The organism is Leptospira bourretii (assembly GCF_004770145.1).
Lineage (GTDB): Bacteria > Spirochaetota > Leptospiria > Leptospirales > Leptospiraceae > Leptospira_A > Leptospira_A bourretii.
In genome coordinates this window covers 282,719-305,117 of sequence record NZ_RQFW01000016.1, presented here as the reverse complement: position 1 = coordinate 305,117, position 22,399 = coordinate 282,719, and the positions used below count along the sequence as shown (strand labels likewise).

The 22,399-nt window shown below is 39.9% G+C and carries 24 protein-coding genes and 3 tRNA genes; 13 read left to right on the top strand and 14 right to left on the bottom strand.

Annotated features, from left to right (window positions below; genetic code table 11):
* Positions 1 to 8: 8 nt before the first annotated feature.
* From EHQ47_RS11740 to lipB, 3 genes are read right to left on the bottom strand one after another with little or no spacing between them, the layout of a single operon-like run.
* The gene (locus EHQ47_RS11740) at positions 9 to 872 is read right to left on the bottom strand and encodes an STAS domain-containing protein (protein ID WP_135748468.1); all 864 of its coding nucleotides are present in this window, start codon (positions 870 to 872) and stop codon (positions 9 to 11) included.
* A gap of 3 nt (positions 873 to 875) precedes the next feature.
* Complete coding sequence (locus EHQ47_RS11735; RefSeq protein ID WP_135748467.1) at positions 876 to 1,856, bottom strand: LIC_12071 family protein; 981 nt, start codon at positions 1,854 to 1,856, stop codon at positions 876 to 878.
* Positions 1,857 to 1,916: 60 nt separating this feature from the next.
* Positions 1,917 to 2,576 (bottom strand): lipoyl(octanoyl) transferase LipB, encoded by a 660-nt coding sequence (lipB, locus tag EHQ47_RS11730; protein WP_135748466.1) that lies wholly within the window; start codon positions 2,574 to 2,576, stop codon positions 1,917 to 1,919.
* On the opposite strand from lipB, the gene EHQ47_RS11725 reads away from it, so the two are divergent.
* The 3 genes from EHQ47_RS11725 (at position 2,559) to EHQ47_RS11715 (ending at position 4,365) form a co-directional block, all read left to right on the top strand.
* A complete protein-coding gene (locus EHQ47_RS11725) occupies positions 2,559 to 3,092 on the top strand; it encodes a type II toxin-antitoxin system antitoxin SocA domain-containing protein (RefSeq protein WP_135748465.1) in 534 nt (177 codons plus the stop codon). The two genes, lipB and EHQ47_RS11725, sit on opposite strands and share 18 nt — an antisense overlap.
* Entirely contained in the window at positions 3,089 to 3,445 is a 357-nt protein-coding gene (gene panD, locus EHQ47_RS11720; RefSeq protein WP_004785828.1) for an aspartate 1-decarboxylase, read from the top strand. The genes EHQ47_RS11725 and panD overlap by 4 nt, the downstream gene beginning before the upstream one ends.
* Positions 3,446 to 3,510: 65 nt before the next feature.
* Positions 3,511 to 4,365, top strand: a complete 855-nt coding sequence (locus EHQ47_RS11715) for a hypothetical protein (protein ID WP_135748464.1) — start codon at positions 3,511 to 3,513, stop codon at positions 4,363 to 4,365.
* Positions 4,366 to 4,435: 70 nt separating this feature from the next.
* Here EHQ47_RS11715 and EHQ47_RS11710 read toward each other — a convergent pair whose 3' ends face one another.
* Positions 4,436 to 4,648 carry a hypothetical protein gene (locus EHQ47_RS11710; protein WP_004787634.1) on the bottom strand — a complete coding sequence of 71 codons (213 nt, stop codon included), beginning with the start codon at positions 4,646 to 4,648 and terminating at the stop codon, positions 4,436 to 4,438.
* Positions 4,649 to 4,734: 86 nt separating this feature from the next.
* Here EHQ47_RS11710 and EHQ47_RS11705 point away from each other — a divergent pair, with 86 nt between their 5' ends.
* The 4 genes from EHQ47_RS11705 to EHQ47_RS11690 all read left to right on the top strand — a co-directional run bounded on the left by EHQ47_RS11705 (position 4,735) and on the right by EHQ47_RS11690 (position 9,283).
* A complete protein-coding gene (locus tag EHQ47_RS11705) occupies positions 4,735 to 5,544 on the top strand; it encodes a hypothetical protein (protein ID WP_135748463.1) in 810 nt (269 codons plus the stop codon).
* 73 nt (positions 5,545 to 5,617) lie between these two features.
* Complete coding sequence (gene trxA / locus EHQ47_RS11700) at positions 5,618 to 5,929, top strand: thioredoxin (RefSeq protein ID WP_004786415.1); 312 nt, start codon at positions 5,618 to 5,620, stop codon at positions 5,927 to 5,929.
* Between the two features lie 18 nt (positions 5,930 to 5,947).
* Positions 5,948 to 8,101, top strand: coding sequence for a cAMP/cGMP-dependent 3',5'-cyclic-AMP/GMP phosphodiesterase (locus tag EHQ47_RS11695; protein ID WP_135748461.1), 2,154 nt, complete (start codon positions 5,948 to 5,950; stop codon positions 8,099 to 8,101).
* Positions 8,102 to 8,152: 51 nt separating this feature from the next.
* Positions 8,153 to 9,283 carry an acyl-CoA dehydrogenase family protein gene (locus tag EHQ47_RS11690; RefSeq protein ID WP_135694998.1) on the top strand — a complete coding sequence of 377 codons (1,131 nt, stop codon included), beginning with the start codon at positions 8,153 to 8,155 and terminating at the stop codon, positions 9,281 to 9,283.
* Between the two features lie 405 nt (positions 9,284 to 9,688).
* Here EHQ47_RS11690 and thiC read toward each other — a convergent pair whose 3' ends face one another.
* The 3 genes from thiC to EHQ47_RS11675 all read right to left on the bottom strand — a co-directional run bounded on the left by thiC (position 9,689) and on the right by EHQ47_RS11675 (position 13,544).
* Complete coding sequence (thiC, locus tag EHQ47_RS11685) at positions 9,689 to 11,200, bottom strand: phosphomethylpyrimidine synthase ThiC (RefSeq protein WP_135748460.1); 1,512 nt, start codon at positions 11,198 to 11,200, stop codon at positions 9,689 to 9,691.
* A gap of 288 nt (positions 11,201 to 11,488) precedes the next feature.
* Positions 11,489 to 13,006, bottom strand: a complete 1,518-nt coding sequence (locus tag EHQ47_RS11680) for a hypothetical protein (protein ID WP_135750077.1) — start codon at positions 13,004 to 13,006, stop codon at positions 11,489 to 11,491.
* Between the two features lie 166 nt (positions 13,007 to 13,172).
* A complete protein-coding gene (locus EHQ47_RS11675; RefSeq protein ID WP_135777230.1) occupies positions 13,173 to 13,544 on the bottom strand; it encodes a PilZ domain-containing protein in 372 nt (123 codons plus the stop codon).
* Positions 13,545 to 13,652: 108 nt separating this feature from the next.
* Between EHQ47_RS11675 and EHQ47_RS11670 the strand changes: the two genes are divergently transcribed.
* Both EHQ47_RS11670 and EHQ47_RS11665 read left to right on the top strand, forming a co-directional pair.
* A complete protein-coding gene (locus tag EHQ47_RS11670) occupies positions 13,653 to 14,810 on the top strand; it encodes an Lsa36 family surface (lipo)protein (RefSeq protein ID WP_135777229.1) in 1,158 nt (385 codons plus the stop codon).
* Positions 14,811 to 14,932: 122 nt separating this feature from the next.
* Complete coding sequence (locus EHQ47_RS11665) at positions 14,933 to 15,556, top strand: hypothetical protein (RefSeq protein ID WP_135694994.1); 624 nt, start codon at positions 14,933 to 14,935, stop codon at positions 15,554 to 15,556.
* On the opposite strand, the gene EHQ47_RS11660 is transcribed toward EHQ47_RS11665, so the two are convergent.
* The 5 genes from EHQ47_RS11660 to EHQ47_RS11640 all read right to left on the bottom strand — a co-directional run bounded on the left by EHQ47_RS11660 (position 15,553) and on the right by EHQ47_RS11640 (position 18,623).
* Positions 15,553 to 16,833, bottom strand: a complete 1,281-nt coding sequence (locus EHQ47_RS11660) for an MFS transporter (RefSeq protein WP_135746632.1) — start codon at positions 16,831 to 16,833, stop codon at positions 15,553 to 15,555. The two genes, EHQ47_RS11665 and EHQ47_RS11660, sit on opposite strands and share 4 nt — an antisense overlap.
* A gap of 87 nt (positions 16,834 to 16,920) precedes the next feature.
* Positions 16,921 to 17,286: a phasin-related domain-containing protein gene (locus EHQ47_RS11655; protein ID WP_004785784.1), complete on the bottom strand. Its 366-nt coding sequence runs from the start codon at positions 17,284 to 17,286 to the stop codon at positions 16,921 to 16,923.
* A gap of 132 nt (positions 17,287 to 17,418) precedes the next feature.
* Positions 17,419 to 17,994, bottom strand: a complete 576-nt coding sequence (locus tag EHQ47_RS11650) for a bifunctional nuclease family protein (RefSeq protein WP_100719440.1) — start codon at positions 17,992 to 17,994, stop codon at positions 17,419 to 17,421.
* Positions 17,995 to 18,020: 26 nt separating this feature from the next.
* A tRNA-Ile gene (locus tag EHQ47_RS11645) sits at positions 18,021 to 18,094 on the bottom strand.
* A gap of 61 nt (positions 18,095 to 18,155) precedes the next feature.
* Positions 18,156 to 18,623, bottom strand: a complete 468-nt coding sequence (locus EHQ47_RS11640) for a hypothetical protein (RefSeq protein WP_244290326.1) — start codon at positions 18,621 to 18,623, stop codon at positions 18,156 to 18,158.
* A gap of 19 nt (positions 18,624 to 18,642) precedes the next feature.
* Here EHQ47_RS11640 and hemW point away from each other — a divergent pair, with 19 nt between their 5' ends.
* From hemW to EHQ47_RS11620, 4 genes are all read left to right on the top strand, one after another.
* Positions 18,643 to 19,815: a radical SAM family heme chaperone HemW gene (gene hemW, locus EHQ47_RS11635; RefSeq protein WP_135746634.1), complete on the top strand. Its 1,173-nt coding sequence runs from the start codon at positions 18,643 to 18,645 to the stop codon at positions 19,813 to 19,815.
* Positions 19,816 to 19,895: 80 nt separating this feature from the next.
* Positions 19,896 to 19,969: transfer RNA gene (locus EHQ47_RS11630), tRNA-Ile, on the top strand.
* Positions 19,970 to 19,978: 9 nt separating this feature from the next.
* Positions 19,979 to 20,051: transfer RNA gene (locus EHQ47_RS11625), tRNA-Ala, on the top strand.
* 74 nt (positions 20,052 to 20,125) lie between these two features.
* Positions 20,126 to 20,557 carry a CBS domain-containing protein gene (locus tag EHQ47_RS11620; RefSeq protein WP_004786810.1) on the top strand — a complete coding sequence of 144 codons (432 nt, stop codon included), beginning with the start codon at positions 20,126 to 20,128 and terminating at the stop codon, positions 20,555 to 20,557.
* Here the strand turns inward: EHQ47_RS11620 and EHQ47_RS11615 are convergent.
* Both EHQ47_RS11615 and EHQ47_RS11610 read right to left on the bottom strand, forming a co-directional pair.
* A complete protein-coding gene (locus EHQ47_RS11615; RefSeq protein ID WP_135746635.1) occupies positions 20,554 to 21,312 on the bottom strand; it encodes a ribonuclease H-like domain-containing protein in 759 nt (252 codons plus the stop codon). The two genes, EHQ47_RS11620 and EHQ47_RS11615, sit on opposite strands and share 4 nt — an antisense overlap.
* Positions 21,294 to 22,382: a pyridoxal phosphate-dependent aminotransferase gene (locus EHQ47_RS11610; protein ID WP_135746636.1), complete on the bottom strand. Its 1,089-nt coding sequence runs from the start codon at positions 22,380 to 22,382 to the stop codon at positions 21,294 to 21,296. The genes EHQ47_RS11615 and EHQ47_RS11610 overlap by 19 nt, the downstream gene beginning before the upstream one ends.
* Between the last annotated feature and the right edge of the window lie 17 nt (positions 22,383 to 22,399).

Below are 22,399 nucleotides of genomic sequence, written 5' to 3'. Positions count from 1 at the left end.
ACCAGGTTTTAGATGGGATTCAATTTTTCAAGAAAACGGATAGAACCACTCGGACTCATTTGGAACTGCGTGGAACATCCGGGACATTCATGTTTTCCAAACTTATGGATTCGTAATCTTGTCCCACAAACTTCACATTGGATGATCCGCTCCACCGCCTCCATTTGTTTTGTTTTGGATTGGATATAACTTGGGATTGTGATTGGTTTTTCTTGGATTTCGGGATTTGTTTTATAAACCGCAAATCGCCTTTCTAACTCGTGGTTGAGAGTGTCTTTGATTTCCAACCGAAGGCTATTCAGTTTCTCTTCCAATAATGATTCCATAGGAGAAGAACTCTTTTGCAAAGTGTTCGGATTTTCCTCTACCTCGGGTATGGATTCCAATTGAGAAACCGGTTCTTTAGAACCAATCGAAGGATCACCGCCCTTAGATTTTCCAGTAAAATAAAACCTGATTCTGTTTTCTTCTTTGAAAGATGTGGGACTCGGGCCTAGTTCTGAATCAGATGGTTTTGGTTCCCTTGATACTGGTTGTCTTAGTTCTGCCTGTAATAAAAATGCTTCGGCTTGGGTATGGTCACGAAAGATCGGTAATTTATCAAAAAGTCCCACGAGGCCTAGGACATCTTCGATTTCCTGTTTCACTCCGTAAATAGAATACACGGCTCCCAGTTTTCTAGTTTGTTTATGAATTTTAACCAATACACTGATTCCATTGGAAGTGATAAAATCCAATGCCCCAAACTGAAATAAAAACTTACGATATCCCTTGTTCAGTTGTGATTCGAAATATCGATAAAAATCTTCCGCACTGGTTCCGTCCAAACCACCTTTCAACTGAATGGAAAATACTTTGTCTTTTGGTTCCATAATCTATCCTAAAAAGATCGCATCGCGAATCGGTGTTTGGTGGGAATCTGGAGAAACATTTGAAACAAGTGGTCCTTCAGACAAAATCTCTACACCACTCTCTTCTCCAGAAGTAGTCACCTGCCCTGGGTTTTCTGTTAAATCCACAATCGGTTCTATTTCCGAAACTTTTCTTTCGATTGTTTTTTTCTCAAAAAGAGGGAGATTCGTAGATTCTTTTGGGGTCACAGAAGAGTCTCTTGCCACTAACATTGTATAGATCACAAAAGCACCTGTTAAAATCAAACTGACAACAAAAGCAAAAACAACATAATTGAAAACCATCCATTCCACAAGTTTCCATTGGTTTTCAAAGAGTAAGCCTAAGTTTCCTCTTTCATATACTAAAATCACAAGCCCCGAAACATCAAGTGTTCCTGGTTTATAAAGTGGAGAAGTGAGTCTGACTGTGTTTGATTTGGCAAGTGGCAAATAAGAAAGTACCCATTCAAACCCAGACCTAACTTTCGGATCTCGTTTGGAATTTAGGATTGGGTTCTCTCCGTTTTCTGGTTCTGACCATTGCCATTTTTTCATCCGAATCCCTTTTTTGAAAAAAGTGGAATGAAGGAGTGCCTCATCGGGTTTTCTATTTTTTAATTCCTCTGGAGTGTAAATGGTATCCGTAGAAACAAGAAGAGTGGCATCCACAGAATACAAACTGATCTTTTTGATGTAAAACTCTTCGGGATCATTTTTAGATTGTTCCACATAACGATGGAACATTTTTTCCAGTTCCACATAACCTTCGTTCTGTAGCCTTTGTTCCGAACTTTTTGCCAACGCCATGGTTAAATCACGAGCTCTATGGTCAGAAACAAATTGTTCTTGGGTGAGAGCATTTTGCAAAGATTCATAAAAAGTCCAAACCACAGCACTGAGTGCCAAGGTTTCACAGAGGAAAAAGAAAAGAATAAAGGATAGAAAAAAACGTGAATATTTCATAGATCCCCCTTATACCTTTCGGCCAAATCCCAAGATTTACAGAGGAAAATACAAAGGAAATTAAGGGAGTTGGTCTATGAAGATTTGCGTAAAATTTAGGACAAACTCCTTTCGTTTCTTCGGGAAATCCTTATCTTTTCCCAACCGAAGGAGGGAGGTCATATCTTCTGACTTGGCCCCACAAGGATTGATGAGAGAAAAGGTAGAGAGATTGTTCACACCATTTAAGGCAAACCCAAAGCTTGTGAAATAGGACTTCGCATAGATCCCTTCCGAAACCAATTTCCGTTTGGGCTCCTCTACAGTATAAAGGCCAGGTGCTTTCGGATTTTCTTCCACAATCAAATCCCAAGTTTTTTCAATCGATGCCACCAAACTATGGTTTAAGATATGTAAAAAATCACCCAAACTTAAGTTCCTTTTTTTCAAATCGATATGTAAATACCCCACAATTTGGCCCGGTTCATGGGCCGTAAAATCTCCCCCTCGAGACAAAGTGACAAGCTCCACACCGAGAGAGGAAAGATGTGCGGGTGAAACCAAAAGATTTTCCGCTTTCGCACCAATGCCCCCTGTCAAACATGGACTGTGTTCTAAAAAGAGCATGGATTCCCTTCGATTTTTCCTGGAATTTTCCTGGAATTTCACGTATCTTTGGTACGAAACGATCGAAGGAAACAGGTAGGAAGGAAGTCCTTTTCGATGGAGAAACTTTGTCATGCGATCCTTTGGATCCTCGAAAAATCACCCAATGGGAGAGCTCGCCTGGATTTGGCGAAACTGCTCTACTATGCGGATGGTGTTCATTTCCAAAAACATGCGGAGATGATCACAAGAGGAGACTATATCCACTTAGAAGACTCCCCTTACCCCGTCAAACTGAACGAAGCACTTTTATTTTTGAAAGAAAATGGCCATATCGATGCCATTCCCAAAATTGAAGGAAATGGAATCCAAGGGTTTACTTTGCGTTTTTTAAAGCCGTTGGAAGGACTTGTTCTTTCTCGCGAAGACAAACGAGTGATGATGAAGGTGGTGGAAGCATTCCGTGGCCGAGTGGTAGATGAAAATCGCCATTATCCCAATCTTTATGAAAACTACGTAGTCACCCCGCTCTTCGATGCGATCCCATTTTCTGTGGATCGGATCAATACGAAAATCCATGTTCTTGTCCAAAAAAGCCTTTTGAATCTATCGGGCAAAATGTTTAGAGTTTTATTTGAGAGGTCAGAATGATCATCACTGTTTGCAAAGGCAAAGTCCATAGAGCCGTCGTCACTGAGGCGGAACTCCACTACGAAGGTAGCCTCACGGTTGACCAAGACCTAATGGACTTGGCAGGAATGAAGCCCTATGAACAAGTCAGCGTCGTGAACGTAAATAACGGGGCCCGGTTCGAAACCTATCTAATCGTGGGGGAACGAGGTTCGGGAACCATTTGTTTGAACGGAGCAGCGGCAAGGCTTGGAATGAAAGGGGACAAAGTCATCATCATTACCTACGGCCAGGTAGATGAAAAAGACCTTCCCGCAGATTACAAACCCAAAGTAGTTTTCGTGGATGAGAACAATCGCCCGAAAAAAGCCTAATTTCCCTAATTTTTCCAGGGCTTTTCTTCGATACTATCTGTATAAACCAAATTGGTAGTCGGAACATGAACAAAACAATATTTGCCATTTCATTCACCCTGCTCACTTGCGCACTCTTTGCCCAAGAATCGGGGAATACCCAAGGGACGGGGAACGCAGTTGCCTCTTCCAAAGACAACCGTGACTTGTATCCACTCTCTATGTATGATGCAAGGATTCGCCTAAAAGGTGTAAACTTTGTTAGGCGACATGCGGATACAGGAAAAGGTGAATTTTTGGATGTCCAAGTGGAATTAGAATCCAGAGTTCCAGAAAACAATGAATATGCGATCTATGTTCTTGCTGGATTTGAGGGAGACCGTTCCAATCCAGATGAAAGAAAACTAATTCCTTATCCTACTTGGAGAAAAGCCGATCCAGAAAAGGATGAAAGAACTTTATACTTTTCCAATGTAATGCCGACTCCTGTGACTGCCAAAGAAATTTGGGGAGAAGAAACTTATGCAAAGAAAAAAGCAGAAGTAGAAAAACGTCACTACGCAGGGTTCGAAGCAGAGATGCCAGAGCCAACGTTTACAGAAGTAGTGGATTATCTTTGTAAAAACAATGCAAAAGCACTTCCATTCACATTATTTGGTGAAACAGGTCCTTCCAAAGAAAAACAAGTGATGTATAACTATGTGGCACAAACAGAGGATGAGAAAAAACGCCAAGTGCATGAAACTCTTCCCAAACATACCTATACGATCTACAATAACAAATATCGTACAACCATTACAAGCCACCATTACACACAATACCGTCCCAACTTCCTTTCTTTCAACAAAGTGGCAGTTTTGGTTTTTGATACAAAAAAACCAACCAATAGCCTTCTTTTTAGAAAGTTCATCGATATCTCTGATTTAAGAATTACTTATTAAGTGATTGTTTCCAAGACCAGGTTTGGTCTTGGAGTTCCGACAACTGGCCATTTAAAATCCATTTGGATTTTTAGTGGTCAGTGCCTTCCGGGCGGATGGGGGGAAATTGTTCCGAAGCCCTCACCCTCCACTCGTCTTCCGGATGGTTCAAATGCAACCAACCGTTTGCAAAATCCCAACGACCATCCAAATCCAAAAAATCCCAGAAAATTGCCTGGTTCATGTATTTGTAGGTGTCGAGGAGATCGAGTAGATCCCTTTGTTTCCGTGGTGAATTTTCCATTCTATTCCAGTTTCGGTAAGTTACCCGCCGGGTCGACGTTTTTTATGGACAAATCCACTCGGATCTGCCGAAAATGATACCAGACCATGGCGATCACAAAGGAAAAAAAGGCTGATTTCAACGACAAACTGGTAGATTTCAAAAACTACCTAGAAGAACTGAAAAAAGAAGCCAATATCTTCAAGGCACAGGCCAAAAAAAGTAAGGATATGGAGCCTTATTTTAATCTCTCCCTCGCCATCAACTCCATCAAAACAATTAACACCTGTATTGTGATCAATGAACTTTCTACGGCGATATTAGAAATCAATAACAACAACTATTTGGAAACAGCAAGAAAGGAAATTTATAACTGTATTTCCTATATTGAAAAAACTGTGGGAAACAACGTAGACGGTTCTCTATCCGAAAACAAAGAACAATTGGCAAAGATTGAAAGGTTTACTCCTACTCAAAGACTGAACCTTATCAAAGGCCTAATCCAAGCTATGAAAAAGACAATCACAGCTTTTGGAACTAACTCCAAATGGAAATGGTCTTGGCCAGATATCAATTTCAGAGTGGCAGCTTGTACAAAAAATCTTTTTGACTTCATTGCTTATGAAAGAGAACAAGATTTAGAAAATCCGTATTACTATATTCGCAAAGAACATTTCAATCTTGTCATTGAACTTGCTAACCAAGCAGCCCAGGATTATAGGACAAAATTTGAAATGTCTACACAAGATTCCACAGATTTGAAACATTCTGTTGAAATGTTAGAGATGAACCGCAAAATTTTCCAAATTACTGGCGAAAATGAGGATTTGGAAAAAACAAAAACACTCATTGAGTCTTTCCAACAAAAAATTACCGACCTCGAATCAGACGATAAAAAGAAAAAAAAGAAACAATAATCGACGTTTTTCCCCAGAATCCCCAGTCTAGTTTATAGAAAGGGCAATACTTTTCAAAAGGAGATATCGAAATATGGCACTAACGGAAGTCACAGACGCCAATTTCAAAGCAGAAACTGCTAAGGGCGTAGTACTCGTGGATTGTTGGGCGGAATGGTGTGGACCTTGTCGCATGGTGGCTCCTGTTCTTGATGAATTATCACAAGAAATGGCTGATATCAAAATTACAAAGCTAAATGTTGATTTCAATCAGAAGACGGCTCAGGAATTGGGAATCCAGTCCATCCCTACCCTTCTTCTCTATAAAGACGGAGTTTTAGTGGATAAAGCAATTGGTGCTTTACCAAAACCACAAATTAAAAAATTTATAGAAAATCACAAGTAGGAAATAAATTATCCCCTAATGGTCAGTTCTGAACCGAATGGTTTTACCGCTCTCCCTAGAGGGGGATATTTAGTCGATACATCCGAAGGGTATATCCAAATTGGATCCCCTCCGGAAACAATTAAAGACACCATGGGGCTCGAAAAGAAAACCCCTTTGGTGTTTGTTCTTCCTAATAAATTCTTTCATGTCGAAAAAGGCATCTCCATAGCGGAGTTAGAATTCCCCATTTACTTCAATTTCTTCTTTCGGGGTGGCAAAAAGACTTTTATCGTTTGTTCTCCTGAACAAAAAGAACAGCTAACCATTGTTCTTGGGGAATCTCTTATGGGTCCACAAGAACTAAACCTCGCATCCGAGTTTATCGATGGAACCGAAAGTTTTGGTTTTCCCGATATCAAAGCAGAAATGGCCCATTTCCGGAGTTACAAAACAATGGAAGAAGTGGTTGAGTTTGTTCTCTTTGATGAAAACCACAAAGCCAAGTTTGGAAAGATCACCATTGAACAACTTCCCTCCAATGAGTTTCTCATTGTGGACGGAGAGAAACATATCAAAACTCCAGGTGAAGTTGACTTCCATGTGAAGTACGATATTGGAAAAAGACTCGAAGAACCTTTCCAACCACCACTCATTGGAATCACTTGTCTAGGACCATCGCACGGGTTTGATCCTACAGACAATACTTCTGGATTTATCATTTGGTTGAATGGCCAAGGGATTATGGTGGACCCACCGGTGAACTCAACCGAGTGGTTACGAGAATCCAATGTCAATCCGAAGTTTATCAACTCCATCATCCTCACCCATTGTCATGCCGACCATGATGCGGGAACTTTCCAAAAGATTTTAGAAGAATCTAAAATCACGATCTATGCAACTGCCACTGTGATGGAATCCTTTCTCAAAAAATATTGTAGTCTCACAAAGATTCCGCGCCGTGAAATCACAGACCTATTTGATTTTATACCTGTTGTCATTGGAAGGCCTACCATCATTAACGGTGGGGAATTTTATTTTCACTACGCACTCCATTCCATTCCATCCGTGGGATTTGAATTCTTTTTCCAAGACCAGTCCTTTTATTATACTTCGGACCACCTAAATGACCCAGATGCCTTGGATGAAATGTACAAAAAAGGGGTATTTCCAGAAACAAGATACCAGTTTCTAAAAGATTTTCCTTGGGATCGTAAAATCATTTACCACGAAGCTGGTGTTCCTCCTCTTCATACAAAGATTAGTTACCTGGCATCTTTACCAGAAGAAGTACAAAAACGAATCACAGTCTATCATATTGCTGCCAAAGATATGCCAGAAGGAAACCACCTTACACTTGCTAAGTTTGGAATTGAAAATACTTTGTATCCGGAAATCACTCCCCCTAAACACCAAGAGGCTTTTCAACTTTTAGAAATTCTTTCGCAGATTGATATTTTTTCAGGATTCCCGATTGAGAAGGCCAAAGAATTTTTACAAATCGTAAAGGAAGAAAAGTTTCGCCGAGGGGAACAGATCATCAAAAAAGGAACTCACGGGGACAGGTTCTTTATCATTGCTTCGGGGAATGTTCGATTTGAAGGATTGTCGGGAGATCCAACCGCAGTCAAACGATACGGAACTTATGAATACTTTGGGGAAGCATCTTTAATTTTAGATACGGCCCGCCAAGCGGATGTTTATGCAGAAACAGATGTCCTCGCCCTTACCATTGAAAAAACCAGATTTTTCCAGTTCATCCGCGGATCCAAACTCCACGAAAACTTAACTAAACTGAATAGTATCCGAGAGACCAATACTTGGAAAACCCTCACCGAGTCCCAAACATTCCGTGGACTTACCAGCTACCAAGTCACTCAACTCGAACTCATTCTCAAACTGGAAACTGTGAAAAAAGAAGCGGCCCTCATAGAAGAAGGACAAACCTTTCACAATGCCTTTATCGTTAGGTCGGGAACGGTTGTGGTCATGCAAAACCACAAAACCATCCGGGAGCTGGGTGCCGGGGACTTTGTTGGGGAAATCTATTCTCTCACCAAAAACCTTCCTTCCAATTTCAGCTTTGTGGCCTGGCCGGGAACAGAACTCTATGTCCTTTCCGAAGAAGATGCCATCCAATACATCAAGAAAAATCCCGGTGTCTACATGAAGCTGAACACTGTTTATAATTGACCTCAATTCGCCATTTTTGTAACATTTCCATATCAAGGAGTCACAAATCATATGGAGCGTATCCTCCCCTTTACTGAAGAACACCATCAATTCCGCGAGATGGCTCGGAAATTTTTTGAAACAGAAGTAAAACCACACCACGAAGAATGGGAAAAAAACCATATCGTACCCAAAGAAGTTTGGAGAAAGGCGGGTGAAAACGGCCTACTCTGTCCCGATGTACCCGCAGAATACGGTGGTTCTGGAGCCGACTTTCTTTATAACATCATCATCATCGAAGAATCTTCTCGTGTGGGAAATAGTGGATTTTTTATCTCCCTTCATAACGATGTCATCGCTCCTTATATCTCTGCTTTTGCTAGTGATGAACAAAAGAAACGTTGGCTTCCGAAATGCGCTACTGGTGAATCTATCTTAGCGGTTGCGATGACTGAACCTGGTGCTGGATCTGACTTAAAATCCCTTCGCACAAGTGCCGTCGACAAAGGTGACCACTTTGTGGTGAACGGACAAAAAACATTTATCTCCAACGGACAATTGGCAGATCTTATCATCACTGCAGTGAAACATGATAATGGAACCATATCCCTTGTGATGATTGAAGAAGGAATGAAAGGATTTGAAAGAGGACGTAACTTAGATAAAATCGGACTCAAAGCCCAAGATACTTCTGAATTGTATTTCAACGATGTGATTGTTCCCAAATCAAACCTCATCGGAAAACAAGGACAAGGTTTCCGTTACCTGATGCAAAAACTAGCACAGGAACGATTGGTTCTTTCTGTGGCCGCTGTGGAAGCAACAAGACTTGTCCAATCCTTAACCCTCCAATACATCAAAGAAAGAAAAGCTTTCGGTCAAAAGATTGGTTCGTTCCAAAATACAAAATTCAAAATGGCGGAAATGGCAACGGAACTGGAAATGGCACAAGTGTTCTGTGACAAAGTGGTCATGGAACATATGAAAGGCGAAAACACAACTGCCGAAGCCTCTATGTGTAAATGGTATACAACAGAGATGCAAAAACGCCATACCGATGAGTGTTTACAATTCTTTGGTGGATACGGTTATATGATGGAATATCCAATTGCAAGAGCCTACCTCGATGCAAGGATCCAAACTATCTATGCAGGAACCACAGAGATTATGAAAGAAATCATTGGTCGCAGTTTAGGACTTTAGTTTCCAACGAAACCAAAATTACCAATTTTCAAAATAGAATTGGCAAAAGTCTTTTTTAGAACCCGGCGCTTAACGCCCGGGTTTTTTATTTAGCTACTTAAAGAATACTCCAATGGAATCATTCTTCTTCGTTACCATTCAAATGATTTATTTGCTATTTTCCAATCTCTGGACTTTCTTTTAAAAGAAAGATGCAGCGATTTAGTTGGAAGTTTGTAGTTCTATCAAAAAATAAACTTAGAATTAGAGATATTCATTTATAACGTAAAAATCAGAAACGGTGGATAACCACTGCTTCTTTTATTCCCTAGAAGGGATCTTACCAAAACCCGATAGTCCCATTCAGGACTCCGGGCCAATTTACATCGGTTAGCTTAGCTCATCCAAATCCAAAAAAGCTTCAACCTATTCTTTCGATTCTACTGCACCCACTTCTTCTTCCGTTTCTTTTCGTAAGTCGGTAGTTAGCCGCATCGAACAAAAATGAGGGCCACACATAGAACAGAAATGTGCCTTTTTCATTCCATCTTGTGGAAGGGATTCATCATGGTAGGAACGTGCGAGTTCTGGATCAAGAGATAGTGCAAATTGGTCTTCCCATCGAAATTCAAATCGAGCTTTGCTTAGGAGATCATCTCTTTCTTTAGCACCGGGATGTCCTTTGGCAAGATCGGCCGCATGGGCTGCAATTTTATAGGCAATCACCCCGTCCTTAACATCTTGTTTGTTTGGAAGCCCCAAATGTTCCTTGGGTGTCACATAACAAAGCATAGCCGTTCCATACCATGCAATCATCGCAGCCCCAATGGCCGAAGTGATATGGTCATAACCCGGAGCAATGTCTGTCACAAGTGGCCCCAGTGTATAAAAAGGTGCTTCCATACAAATCTCTTCTTGGAGACGGACATTCTCTTGGATGAGATGCATGGGAACATGACCCGGTCCTTCTACCATCACTTGGACATCATCGGCCCAAGCACGTTTTGTGAGTTCTCCCAATGTTTTTAATTCGGCAAACTGAGCTTCGTCATTGGCATCATTGATACAACCGGGCCTGAGTCCATCCCCCAAAGAATAGGAAACTCCGTACTTTTGCATGACTTTAGAAATTGCATCAAAATGTTCATAAAGAAAATTTTCTTTTTTATGGTGGCGACACCACTTCGCAAGGATGGACCCTCCTCGAGACACAATCCCTGTGATTCTTTTGTCTGTTAGATGGATATAATCCCGAAGAACTCCCGCATGGATGGTAAAATAATCCACACCTTGTTCCGCCTGTTCTTCCAAAGTTTCTAAAAATACATTAATATTTAGATCTTCTACCTTTCCTTTTACCTTTTCCAAAGTTTGGTAGAGAGGAACAGTTCCAATCGGGACTGGAGAGTTTCGAATGATCCATTCTCTTGTTTCATGGATATTTTTTCCGGTAGATAAATCCATCACTGTGTCTGCTCCCCAATGTAAGGACCAACGAAGTTTTTCTACTTCATCATCAATAGAAGAAAGAATCGCTGAATTTCCGATATTGGCATTGATTTTGACCAAAAACTTTTTACCAATGATCATTGGCTCTAGTTCCGTATGACGTTTGTTTGATGGAATGATGGCCCGGCCAATTTTTACCTCATTCAAAACAAACCCTGGAGTCATCCCTTCCCTTTTGGCCACATACATCATTTCTTCTGTGATGATATCTCTTTTGGCATAATAGAGTTGGGAAAAATTCCTATCTCCTCTCGATTCTCTTGTTTGGATCCAAGGTTCTCGGAGTTTAGGAATTCCTTTTTTATAATCGTATTCATTTTCATGAATACAAAACATACCTTCCGTTCGGTAAGATTGAAACTTAGTATTGTTAGAAAGTGTTATGGTGGTTTCTGGAATGGTGATGGGATGGGTGGAGTTTGTTTCCATAATGAGTTTTCCTTAACCGGACCTAACCCAATGGACAAAACTTGAGAAAGCAAAAACAGAGAGAAAAACTCTATCCTAAAAAACTAAGGAATAAACCTTAATCTGAATTTCTTCATTTTTTCACGTTTCCCTTCGCAAGCATTACCAGGATCAGGTTCAAAAAGGGTATTTCTCAGCCAACCCCTGCCCCAATGATCATTGTGACAGGAAACAGCACCCCTAACGGTTATCTCTCAAATGATAACAAAAGTTTTTTTTGGCAAGTCAATATTAGCGGACCAAAGGAATTCAGGCAGGTTTCGTTTTATTGACCCGAGGTAGATACTTAGCTTTCATTTGGGTGTATTTGACCTTTGATAAGATACTTTTTTCCCAATCGGCCGGAAATTCATCACCGATAAAAAATCGAAACAATCGATGAAAAATGGAAACTTGTTTCCAATAAACTGTATTTTTTGCAACTTTATACAAAGTTTTAAACTTTCGATTGTTTAAAAAACTTTTTTTCACTTCTGGATGTTTTTCCATTAGCACCTCAAATATATAAAGTGTATGATCTCCTTCATAATATTGTTCGATAATTTTATCTAATACAATCAATGCGGAATCTAAATCTTTTGAAAGAAAAACCCAATAAAATGTCGAATTAAAATAATACTCACAGTGCATCACATCATCTGCACTTTTTAGTGCCTCAATCACGCGATCCCTTCCAGAATACAATGTTTGACCAATTAATAAAAATCGACTGATGAAATTATCTCCCATTTTCATCATCGTATATAAAATATCAAAATGTTGTTTGGCCTCTCTTTCTGCTTTTTCTTCAGAGATTTTTTCTGCTTTAACACAAAGTAAATGGTAAATTTTAACAAACTCCATTACCGGTGTGGTTTCTTGATAAAGAATCGATCCAACAGTTTCGGCAAATTCAATTTGAGGTAAGTAAGTTTTACTTCTTAGTTCATCAAATTTTGTTTCAGAAATTTTGGTTTTCATTAAATCGGAAGATTCTTTCAAAGATGGTTCTAATTCTAAAAGATAAGGTACAATCGTTTGTTCGAAAAAAGGAGAATATTCTGCTTCTTGTTGAATTGGGTCTGTTGTATCAAAATAAATCCAACCAACATGAGGGATAAAAAAATAAATTTCAGAATTAAGAAACCCTTGTTCCAAATATTCTATCAACTCTTCTTTGAATTCCAACTGAATGCCAAAGGGGGTTTCAAACTCCTCTAGTAATTGACGAATGATAGAATATGGTTTTGAATTTAAGACTTCTTTAGTTACTTGGAAAAAATCGGAAGCTTCCCACTTATAATTATCTACTAAAAAGTTTTGAAGATTTACAAAGGATCTGGTGGCAATTGCATTAAAGGCCAATGCATACTTTTCTTCGAACCTATCACCAGAATATGATACAACAGCCAATTCTACTTGGATGGGACCAATCGTTTGGGAAATAGATGGAATTATATTTGCAGTTTCCTCTTCCTCTACTCTGGTTAAATAAAAAATTGGCATTGCTAAATGGTTGTCTAATAAATTCTGGATGAATGAAACCATTGCCTTTCCATAGACTTTCAATTCATTTTCTTTTATAGAATCTGCATTTAATTGGAAGGCAAAATAACTTTGGTTTAAATCGGGTACACAAAGTTTTCTAAGTGTGGAAAGTACTTTAGAGGCTTGGTCTGTGATCATCAATTCTCGTTTATGAGAATCTTCTAAGTTTTGCAAAAATATCGGTGCGTATATTTTGAGTTGATCTAATCTAGAAACACCTGATAGTCGAAACATTGCCATACAGTTACCTCCAAACATTAATATATACTAACATTTGAAATTAATTGTAAATAAAAAATATTAGAACTATTCTAACCTATTTATCAAAAAATAAGTTTAAATAGTCATGTTGATTTCACAAAGGTATTCTATGAACAAATGGCCACTAACTAAAGTGCGGCTGGGATTATTTTACTTCGCGACCTTGACGAATCATACGATTGACGTAAACTTGCAGGTCTTGTTTTCCTTTGGGACCTATTTCAGTGAACTGAACCCCATAAAGCCCCGTTTCTTTTGATTTTTTGCCAATTTGTTTGATCACACCACGGGCTAAAAAGTCTTCCAAATCTCCTGGGAGAGCCACAAGGATTTCAACTGTTTCATTCATATCCCATTCATCAAAATGGTTGGGCGCAATGACCCCAACTCCTCCCAAACTTATGTCACTTGCTTTTAGGACATCCAGGAGGGCTGTCCCCATCAAATGGATTTCAACGGGTTCTTTTTCTAGTGGTTGTACTCGGACATGTTTCCGCTTTTCTTGGATGGGTGCCATGCTTCTATGTTCTCTACAAATTCTTGTCTGTAAACTAGGAAATAGAATGGGCTCCATTTGTTAAGAAAGCATAGACCAATCTCCGATATTTGGTATACTAGGGACGACATGAAATTCCGTATTGGTATCTTTTTTTGCACCATTTGTTTTGGCCTGATTCCAAGCGGTTCCGTCCAGGCAAAAGTAACCTGTACAGGGGATGCTTGTACCATTTTGCCCGCATCCATCCAATCACAGATCAATAGTTTGGACACAGCCCTCCAACTCCAATACACAGACAAAGTCCTTGCGACAATGTCTGAAGCGGCAGTGATTTCCAATATCAACTCCTCATTGATGGGACCAGGGCTAGTCAATCGATTCCAAGTGGGGGCGGGAATGACTGTCGCCGGCCAACAAAAAGAAGACATCAATGTGGCTTATCAAAATTTAAGTTTTCAAAAACTTCCCAACGTTGGGGCATCTCTTGCACCAAACTTTGTAGTGGCGGTAAATTTGGGATGGCTTATGGGAGGAGGACCATCCGATACAGAGCCAGAACTCAAAACCTTCCTCCATCGGTTCAATTTGTACTTACATGGTTTTAAATTCAACTTTGCACAAGGGGATGTCCAAAAGGCGGTTGAATCACAAAATAAAAACGTGGAACTTGGTGGAGACATTACCACTGGTGGATTCACTTTACGATTCCATATCATAGAAAACTATTCAGATGGAATTGGACTATTTGAATTTTCTGGGATCTCTATGGGGCTTGGGCTTCACTACCAAAGACAAGAAATCGATGTCACTTATAATGATAAAAAAACACAATCCCTAACACTTGGCCCAGCGATCGGAACTTGGGGTGGATCCACTACTTTCAACTACTCAAGTACGGTAACAAGCGTACCCGTTGACATTCGTACTGGATTTCGGATGTTTTATTTCTTTACGATCTTTGCAGGAGCCGGAGCTTCTATGAACTTTGGAAGTTCCAGTCTTAATCTATCTCGTTCTGGTCCATTGACTTTGGCTTTGGATTCTGCTGCCATTTCAGCTTCGCTTTCTCCGGAGATTGCTGCTCTCATCCCGGCATCTGCTCTCGGACAAACCAAAACGGGAACTCTTACCATGGACTTGAGTGGAAAGGCCCAAGCTCCCAACACCACAAACTTCCTGATCGCTGGAATTGAAATCAATGCCCTCATCACCAAACTCACCGTAGAAGCCATTGTCGCACCAAATGTCCAATCGGTGATGGTCGGTGCAAAATTTTCCTTCTAAGCGATACTTGGCATCTTTTTTGCAATTTCTTTAGAGAACGGATGTTTTAGAACCGGCCCGGGCATTTCCGGCCACCGATTGTTTACGTTCTAAGCAGAATGCCGATTTTAAGGGAGAGCTCTATGGCACAGACAATACAAGAAATCAAAAAACCCATCCTACACGTGTCTTGTGTTCCAAGAAAGGATACAACCCTACTGAAAATTTCTCTTTCACAAGATGATTTAGGGATCCTCTACCGGGTCACCTCTGTCCTCTACAACCATCGTTGGGATATTTTAGAAGCGGTGGCAGAAACAGCAAGTGATGGACATGTCCAAGATCTATTTGTGATCCGCAGTTGGGATGGGGGAGAAATGACAGAAGAACTTCTCTCTCAAATCAGAACCGACCTTTATTCTCTATTTTATGAGGGAAAAACGGTGGCGATGTATTTAAGAGAAAATGCAAAAGAAGAAGTCCTTGTTCGTAAAATTGGAGATTCTGAAGCAACACTCAAACTTTACAATCCCATCTCTTCTGATTTTACTGTTATGGATTTGCGTATGAAAGACACTCCAGGAATTCTATTTCAAATTACGGAATCTCTCTATCACTTAGGAATCGATATCATTAGTTTTACCGCCAATAGTTTTGACGGTAAAATCCGAGATAGTTTCCTACTCCGCACTTCCCTTACTGGTGAGAAGTTAGATGAGAAACTGATGTTTCCCATGCTTCGTGCCAAGTTAGAATCTTTTCTTTAAGTTGTTTTTTCTTTTTGTGTAAACAGTAAAAATCCAAATCCAACAAGAAGGACAAAAGATACAAAGAAGGCCAAGTTTGGTCCTTTTTGAAAGTATAACAAAGAGAATGCGACAGGAGAGACGGCTCTTCCGAGGGAACCAAAACTTCGAAAGAGTCCGAGGGATCGTCCGAGATCCCCTTTTCCGCTTTCTAATGAAGCAAAAGAAGATAATCCTGGATTGACGAGCGCACTTCCAAAAGCCAAAAAGAATAAGGAAACAAAAAGCCCTGGGAAATTGGTTCCAAAGGAAACAAGAAGGCCCATTCCTATCACGACAAGGACTGCCCCATAAAGAGAAATTCGTTTTTCTGAAATTTTTCCAGAAAGTCTCCGCACCACCCCACCTTGCACCAGTATGATGATGATTCCAATGTATAAAAAAGTAAATCCGATCTCTTTGGGAGAAAATTGAAAGGTATCAGAAAGAAAAAAATTCACAACAAATTCAAATCCAGAAAAACTAAGAACAAATAGTAGATTTAATAAAGAAATACGTACCAAATTTCGAGATTCTATTTTCTTTAAAGATAAAAATGGATGGATTTCTTTTTCTGGAACCACTTCCGGTTTGTTATGTGGTAAAAAAACAAAAACCAAAATGACAGTCAGAAGCGAAACAAGAATCGCAAATAAAGCAGAAGCAGGAAACACGACCATCGAACCTTCCTTATAAAAGGAGTCCAAAAAATTCCACTGCGAACTAATCCCTCCAAGAAGTGGACCCATCACAAACCCAAGACCAATTCCGGCTCCCAAGAACCCCATCCCTGCCGCTCTAGATTTTTCATCGGTTTGGTCGGCCATTGCGGCAGAGGCCACAGATAAGTTTCCTCCCATCATTCCCGTAATCACGCGGCTGAGAACAAACATCCAGAACTGGGAGGAAAACAACCAAAGGATATATCCAATGGTGTTTCCAAGGGTTGTAAAAAGTAAAATGGCGCGCCTTCCCGAGTGATCAGAAAATCTTCCCCAAACTGGTGCTGCGATAAACTGTAAAAAACTGTAAATACTCCCCAAAATTCCACCAAACAATACAAAGGTGTATTTTGTATCCCCGCCAAAAGACAAATGGTTTGCTGCAGAATAGAACATTCTGAACAAAGCATCATCACCTTTTAATAAGAAGAATTCTAAGGTTTTGGGGAACAAAGGAAACAAGAGGGAAAAACCCATCATGTCCGTAAAAACAATCAGGAAAAGAATGAATTTGATTCGTTTTGGGGACGTACTCATCTAGGCTACTCTCCAAAAACAAATAAAAAAAGCCACAGAAAACTCTGTGGCTTTTTTCTTAAATTTCCAGGACAAAAACGAAATATCTTATTTCGATTTTGCTTTTTCGATTAGGACTTTTAATTCATCTAACGTTTGTTTTAACTTTTCTTTCACTTGAGGAGGGATTGCCGTATCAATTTGTTGATAAATTGATTGGTAATTTGCCTGAAGTTTTGCAAGAACTTCGTCATAACTAGCATTTGTTTTTCCGATGGCACCTTGTGCATCAGCAATCGTTTTGCTTAAAAGGTCACGAATCTTTTGGGACTCAGCGGATTTATCCAATTCCCCTTTCGACTTTAGATCATTATAAACTTTTTCTAAATCAACAACTGCTGTTTTTAACTTTTCTTCTCCAGAACGAAAGAGAGCAATCCCAGCATTGACAACATCCATAACCAATTTTTCCATACAACTTTCCTATCGAAGGGCGAACGCACCTATTTTTGGAATCTAAGTTTAGGAAAATCGATATGGGATTACAATTAAAAAATTCGAATGTACGGATTTTCTATGTGACATAGTTAAGAGAAGAACGAAAGGTCAACTATTTTCGATGAGCTTTTTGATTTGGTCTCTGATCTTTGCTGCTGTTTCGTAATCTTCTGTTTTTAAAGCGTTCTCCAAAGTTTCTTCTAGAATTTGAAGATTTGATTTTGGCAGAGCTTGGATTTTTTTCTCAGAAGAAATACTATCCCCTTGGATTTCATCTTCTTTCATAATAATCCCAGTTTCGTCTAACACAGATTTAGCGATATAGATGGGAGCGTTGGCCCTTAAGGCAAGGGCAATCGAATCAGAAGGCCTTGCATCCAATGTGATGATCTCTTCGTCTTTACGGAGTTGGATTTTGGCATAAAACGTACTATCGATGATTTCTTCGATGGTGATTTTGAGAACTGTGGCACCAAGAGAAGTCAACATGTACAACATAAGGTCATGTGTCATTGGTCTTGGGGGTTTTGTTCCATCAATGACTGTGGTGATGGAATGAGTTTCCAGTGGTCCGATGAAAATGGGAACCACACGTTTGTCTTCCGAATCTTTCGGACGCAGGAATACAGCAAAACCCACATTGGTCAGGCTGATATCAGAGATTTTTACTTCATAAAACTCCATAGAATATCGTTACCTTTCCTGTTTTGTGGGCCCAGAAGGGCTCGAACCTTCGACCCGCAGATTATGAGTCTGCTGCTCTAACCAACTGAGCTATAGGCCCCACTGACTTCCAATCTTTCGAGGAAATAAGTAGAGACAAGCATAAAACAAAAGATTAGACGTTAAAGCGAAAGAAACAGGTTGGATTCAAAGAAGTCGGTAAGGTCTTTACGATCACTTTTCCATTGGATCCAGATCCACAATGCAGGTTTGGTATCCAGGCTAATCCAAACTTGGTTGCGAAGGGCATTTTGGTTACGAATTTGGTCGGCCTGGAAAACTTGGAAGTTGAGTTTCCCAAAAGTCTTTTGGATTTCTTTGGGTTCAATTCCCCGAGTAAAAACGGATTCTTTCCAAAGAAATTTGTCCATTAATGGTTCGTTCCAAGGAAGTGTTCGTACCACCATAAAAAATCCATCTCGTTTGGCAGGATAAACGGTGAGTTTTTTGTTTGTGGTAGATTCTAATTTTACCACCACAGGTTCGGGAAAAACAAAAGAAAAAGTCTCCCAAACAAACTTTTGATTTGGTTCTACAACTGTCTGTGAAAGGATCGAAAAGGTAGAGATTCCCAAAAATAGAATAACCATCCAAAACCCTTTCATACTCATGAAAATAGCAGACAAACAATCTATCTGGCAAGTCCGAAATTCCTATTTGGGAGTCTATGTCCACTTCCCCTACTGTTTTAAAAAATGCGATTATTGTGATTTTTATTCAGAGGGGATTGGAGCCGCACCAGCTAACGATGAACAGTCTCTTTTCCAATCATACCAAAAAGAAATTTTAGATAGGATCTCACATTTTCCTGAAATTAAAAAACGCACCATCGATACTGTATTTTTTGGTGGAGGAACTCCCTCGAAAGCATCACCTGAACATTGGAAAAACCTTTTAGATTTTTTACGTTCCGAGTTTTCTTTTTCGGAAAACCCAGAGATTTCCATCGAAGTAAACCCAGAAGATTTAAGTTCAGAACTCCTTGCGAATTACCATTCCATCGGGATCAACCGAGTGAATGTCGGTGTCCAAACCTTAGAAAAAAAGGGACTCGAATTCCTCGGTCGTCATTATGATGAAGATCGTTACCATTCTCTTGTGGATGTGCTTTCCAAATCTCCCATCAAACGAGTGGGAATCGATTTGATGTATGGAATTCCCGGTGTCGCAAAAGAATCTTTTTTATCAGATTTAGATCTATTTTTAAAAGCGGGCCTTCCCCATTTGAGTTTGTATTCCTTAACTTTAGAAAAAGGAACCCAGTATTCTCGTGATGTGACAGACCATAAAAAGTCGGAACCTGAAGAAAACCTCCAATCAGAAATCCTCACACAGTTACCCAACATTTTAAAAGAACAGGGATACCTTTGGTATGAGGTCTCCAATTATGCCAAACCAGGATTTGAATCCTTACACAATTTGAAGTATTGGACTTATGAACCCTATTTGGGGATTGGTCCGGGAGCGCATGGGATGATTGCAGGGCATAGGTATGGCAATCCAAGAAATGCTACTCTCTATCAGAGAAAAGAAACATCCACTAAGTATGAAAAAATCGATCCTTCTACAGAACTGAGTCTTACCTTATTTCGGCTCTTTTCTCCTTTTCGGTATTTGGATTTTATAGAAACGTATTTGGATACAAAATCAAAATCCAAATACTTAAGAACCATTGAAGGTTGGGAAAAAAAAGGTTTATGTTCGATTGAAAATGAAATCTTTCAATGGAAACCACAGGCATTACTCTTGTTAGATGATCTGATATTAGAAATTTCACTCTAAATTTTTCAGATTTCTTTCTTAAAATTATCTTAAAAAAAGATTGCCCATAGACCCCTCTCGAAAAATACTGTTCGTATCCCGGGCCTGTAGCTCAGTTGGTTAGAGCACTCGCTTGATAAGCGAGGGGTCACAAGTTCAAGTCTTGTCAGGCCCATAAAGAAACGGGGCGTTAGCTCAGCTGGGAGAGCATCTGATTTGCATTCAGAAGGTCATCGGTTCGATCCCGATACGCTCCAAAAACCCGTTTCCCTTTCCCCACCATCTTAAAAATTTCTTGCTATCTAGTTAGAATTCCTATAAACCTTGAGACATGTCCGTAAAAGATATTCTAAAAGACAAAGCGTCCTCTGTTCTTTCCATCGAAGAAGATAGAAATGTATTGGAAGCCACCCAAATGATGGTGGGTGCGAAAGTAGGATCTCTGATTGTTACCTTCCAAGGAAAATTGGTAGGAATCTTTACGGAACGAGATTTGATGCGAGTGGTTGCCAAAGACCATGCCAACCTAGACAAAATCAAGTTAAAAGATGTAATGACAACACAACTCACCGTGGCTGGACCCGATGAAGACGTGGATGATATCTTAAATAATATGATCACCAAACGTTTCCGCCATATGCCAGTGCTTGACGGTGATAAAATCATTGGTCTTATCTCCATTGGAGACGCAGTCAAAACCAAACTGACCAGGACACAGGCAGAAATGAGTATACTCAGAGAGTATATGTACGGGCCACACTAAAACAATCGATTTTCTGTTAGGCGATCAATCGTTTTTTCCAAAACAATTTCCAAGTTTTTAGTATCTTCTCTGTTGTAAGCAATTAGTTTTTCCAAAGCTTCTTTGTTATTTGTTCTTTGGTATTCAAACCATAACAAAGGGGCTTGCCTTCCATCCATCCCTGCAATCTCTTCTGGACGAACAAGACCAAGAATCACTTCTGATTTTTTTAATCCCCCTTTGATTCCAATAGAATGCAAAAGATTCATCAAATCAAGTTGGGGATTGCTGACGCGATAACGAAATTCCCTTTCTAAAAAGGGAACATCAAATCTTTTCCCATTGTAAGTCACAAGAATATCTTCTGGAGAAATGGAATCAAAAAGAAATTCTAAGTCCTTTCCTCTTTCAAACGTTAACATCCGTTTGTCTTGATAGAGACTCACAACCGTGGTGACAGAGGATTCGGAGATTCCTGTGGTCTCAATGTCTAAAAAACAAAATCGTTCAGGGAAGTTTTGCCAAAGCCTCCAGTATTCAAGGCTTGGAAGTTCATTGGTAAAAAAAGAAAAATTGGCTTCGGATAGTTCGTGTTCTAATTCTTCTCTTCGTTCCTCTAAAATGGAAACAGAAGGAAGCAGCGGATCGTTTTTTTGATTTTGGTATTGGAGGAGAGATGCCCAATCATATACTCCAACACCAAACAGTTGTTTCTCTTTTTTTTCACCAATTCCTGGAAACAATTGTAAACTAGACTTTAAATGAGATCCGTACATTCACTCCATCGCTTTAGGCCTTCTGCCATTCGCTCTTCCGTTTCCCCAAATCCAATCCGAAGGAAACCTTCTTCTTCAAAATTAGATCCAGGCAAAACAAATACACCTGTTTTTTCAAAAAGCCTATCGGCATATGCTTCAGAAGATATACTCGGCTCTAACATAAGCCAACCCACAAGTCCCCCTTTTGGTGTCGTAAAGTCTTTGGCATGGGGGAGTTCCTTCCATTGGGAAGTAAACTTAACAATATTGTTTCTCACCCGTGTTTGGATCCCAGGTAAAAACGATTCTTTGTTTTCCAAAAGTCCAAGGGCAATTTTTTCGGATATGGGGGAAACAGTATGAGTTAAGTAGTCTTTAAAAGAACGTGCCCTTTGTACAAAAGATTCTTTTGCGACAAGCCATCCGACCCTAAGACCTGTGACTCCAAAACATTTGGTAAAGGAACCTGTTCCATAAAAAGAATGATTGGGATCCACTCCCGTTTTTCCAAGAGAACCCTCTCCCGGTAAAAAACGATAGTGTTCATCAAAAAGAACTAGTTTCTTTTTTTCCCGAAACCAACTGAGGAGTTTCTCCCATTCGGCATCTGGAAAAGTTTTTCCTGTAGGATTGTGAGGATGGTTAAGGATATAAAGATCAGCTTCAATTTCTTTCCAAGTAGAGGCAAGGAATGCAGATTCATGTGGGACTGGGATGATTTCGGCACCTAGCATTTTTGGAATTTCATAGAGAGCTTGGAAGGCGGGCCAAATGAGTGCCACCTTGGTTTTGGGTTTTACCATCATATGAAATGCTAAGTACAAGGCCTCACCAGTTCCTGTTGTGACAAGCACCTGTTCGGGTGAAACTCCGGGATAGAGGTTGGCGATAGCACGGCGCAGTTCCAGGGAACCTTGGTTCGGTGCATCGTTCATGGGAAGGTCGAGAAGGTCAGAAAAAGAAATATTTGCCATCCCTAGCACTTCTTCTAAACGAAAAAAACCAAGCCCACTTTCACCTAAATTGCAAAATGCCTTTAAGCGAAATCGTTCCAATCGATCTTCAATGAAAAATTCTCTAGGTTCCAAAATTGATTTCCAGACTA

What these genes read in the sequence shown, in the direction of transcription:
- EHQ47_RS11715 (WP_135748464.1), top strand. Translation starts at nt 3,511, where the DNA reads ATGAACAAAACAATATTTGCCATTTCATTCACCCTGCTCACTTGCGCA.
- panD (WP_004785828.1), top strand. Translation starts at nt 3,089, where the DNA reads ATGATCATCACTGTTTGCAAAGGCAAAGTCCATAGAGCCGTCGTCACT.
- EHQ47_RS11695 (WP_135748461.1), top strand. Translation starts at nt 5,948, where the DNA reads ATGGTCAGTTCTGAACCGAATGGTTTTACCGCTCTCCCTAGAGGGGGA.
- hemW (WP_135746634.1), top strand. Translation starts at nt 18,643, where the DNA reads ATGAAAATAGCAGACAAACAATCTATCTGGCAAGTCCGAAATTCCTAT.
- EHQ47_RS11675 (WP_135777230.1), bottom strand. Translation starts at nt 13,544, where the DNA reads ATGGCACCCATCCAAGAAAAGCGGAAACATGTCCGAGTACAACCACTA.
- EHQ47_RS11740 (WP_135748468.1), bottom strand. Translation starts at nt 872, where the DNA reads ATGGAACCAAAAGACAAAGTATTTTCCATTCAGTTGAAAGGTGGTTTG.
- thiC (WP_135748460.1), bottom strand. Translation starts at nt 11,200, where the DNA reads ATGGAAACAAACTCCACCCATCCCATCACCATTCCAGAAACCACCATA.
- EHQ47_RS11705 (WP_135748463.1), top strand. Translation starts at nt 4,735, where the DNA reads ATGGCGATCACAAAGGAAAAAAAGGCTGATTTCAACGACAAACTGGTA.
- EHQ47_RS11690 (WP_135694998.1), top strand. Translation starts at nt 8,153, where the DNA reads ATGGAGCGTATCCTCCCCTTTACTGAAGAACACCATCAATTCCGCGAG.
- EHQ47_RS11615 (WP_135746635.1), bottom strand. Translation starts at nt 21,312, where the DNA reads ATGTACGGATCTCATTTAAAGTCTAGTTTACAATTGTTTCCAGGAATT.
- lipB (WP_135748466.1), bottom strand. Translation starts at nt 2,576, where the DNA reads ATGACAAAGTTTCTCCATCGAAAAGGACTTCCTTCCTACCTGTTTCCT.
- EHQ47_RS11725 (WP_135748465.1), top strand. Translation starts at nt 2,559, where the DNA reads ATGGAGAAACTTTGTCATGCGATCCTTTGGATCCTCGAAAAATCACCC.
- EHQ47_RS11660 (WP_135746632.1), bottom strand. Translation starts at nt 16,833, where the DNA reads ATGAGTACGTCCCCAAAACGAATCAAATTCATTCTTTTCCTGATTGTT.
- EHQ47_RS11665 (WP_135694994.1), top strand. Translation starts at nt 14,933, where the DNA reads ATGGCACAGACAATACAAGAAATCAAAAAACCCATCCTACACGTGTCT.
- EHQ47_RS11735 (WP_135748467.1), bottom strand. Translation starts at nt 1,856, where the DNA reads ATGAAATATTCACGTTTTTTTCTATCCTTTATTCTTTTCTTTTTCCTC.
- EHQ47_RS11650 (WP_100719440.1), bottom strand. Translation starts at nt 17,994, where the DNA reads ATGGAGTTTTATGAAGTAAAAATCTCTGATATCAGCCTGACCAATGTG.
- EHQ47_RS11710 (WP_004787634.1), bottom strand. Translation starts at nt 4,648, where the DNA reads ATGGAAAATTCACCACGGAAACAAAGGGATCTACTCGATCTCCTCGAC.
- EHQ47_RS11680 (WP_135750077.1), bottom strand. Translation starts at nt 13,006, where the DNA reads ATGGCAATGTTTCGACTATCAGGTGTTTCTAGATTAGATCAACTCAAA.
- EHQ47_RS11640 (WP_244290326.1), bottom strand. Translation starts at nt 18,623, where the DNA reads ATGGTTATTCTATTTTTGGGAATCTCTACCTTTTCGATCCTTTCACAG.
- EHQ47_RS11655 (WP_004785784.1), bottom strand. Translation starts at nt 17,286, where the DNA reads ATGGAAAAATTGGTTATGGATGTTGTCAATGCTGGGATTGCTCTCTTT.
- trxA (WP_004786415.1), top strand. Translation starts at nt 5,618, where the DNA reads ATGGCACTAACGGAAGTCACAGACGCCAATTTCAAAGCAGAAACTGCT.
- EHQ47_RS11670 (WP_135777229.1), top strand. Translation starts at nt 13,653, where the DNA reads ATGAAATTCCGTATTGGTATCTTTTTTTGCACCATTTGTTTTGGCCTG.
- EHQ47_RS11620 (WP_004786810.1), top strand. Translation starts at nt 20,126, where the DNA reads ATGTCCGTAAAAGATATTCTAAAAGACAAAGCGTCCTCTGTTCTTTCC.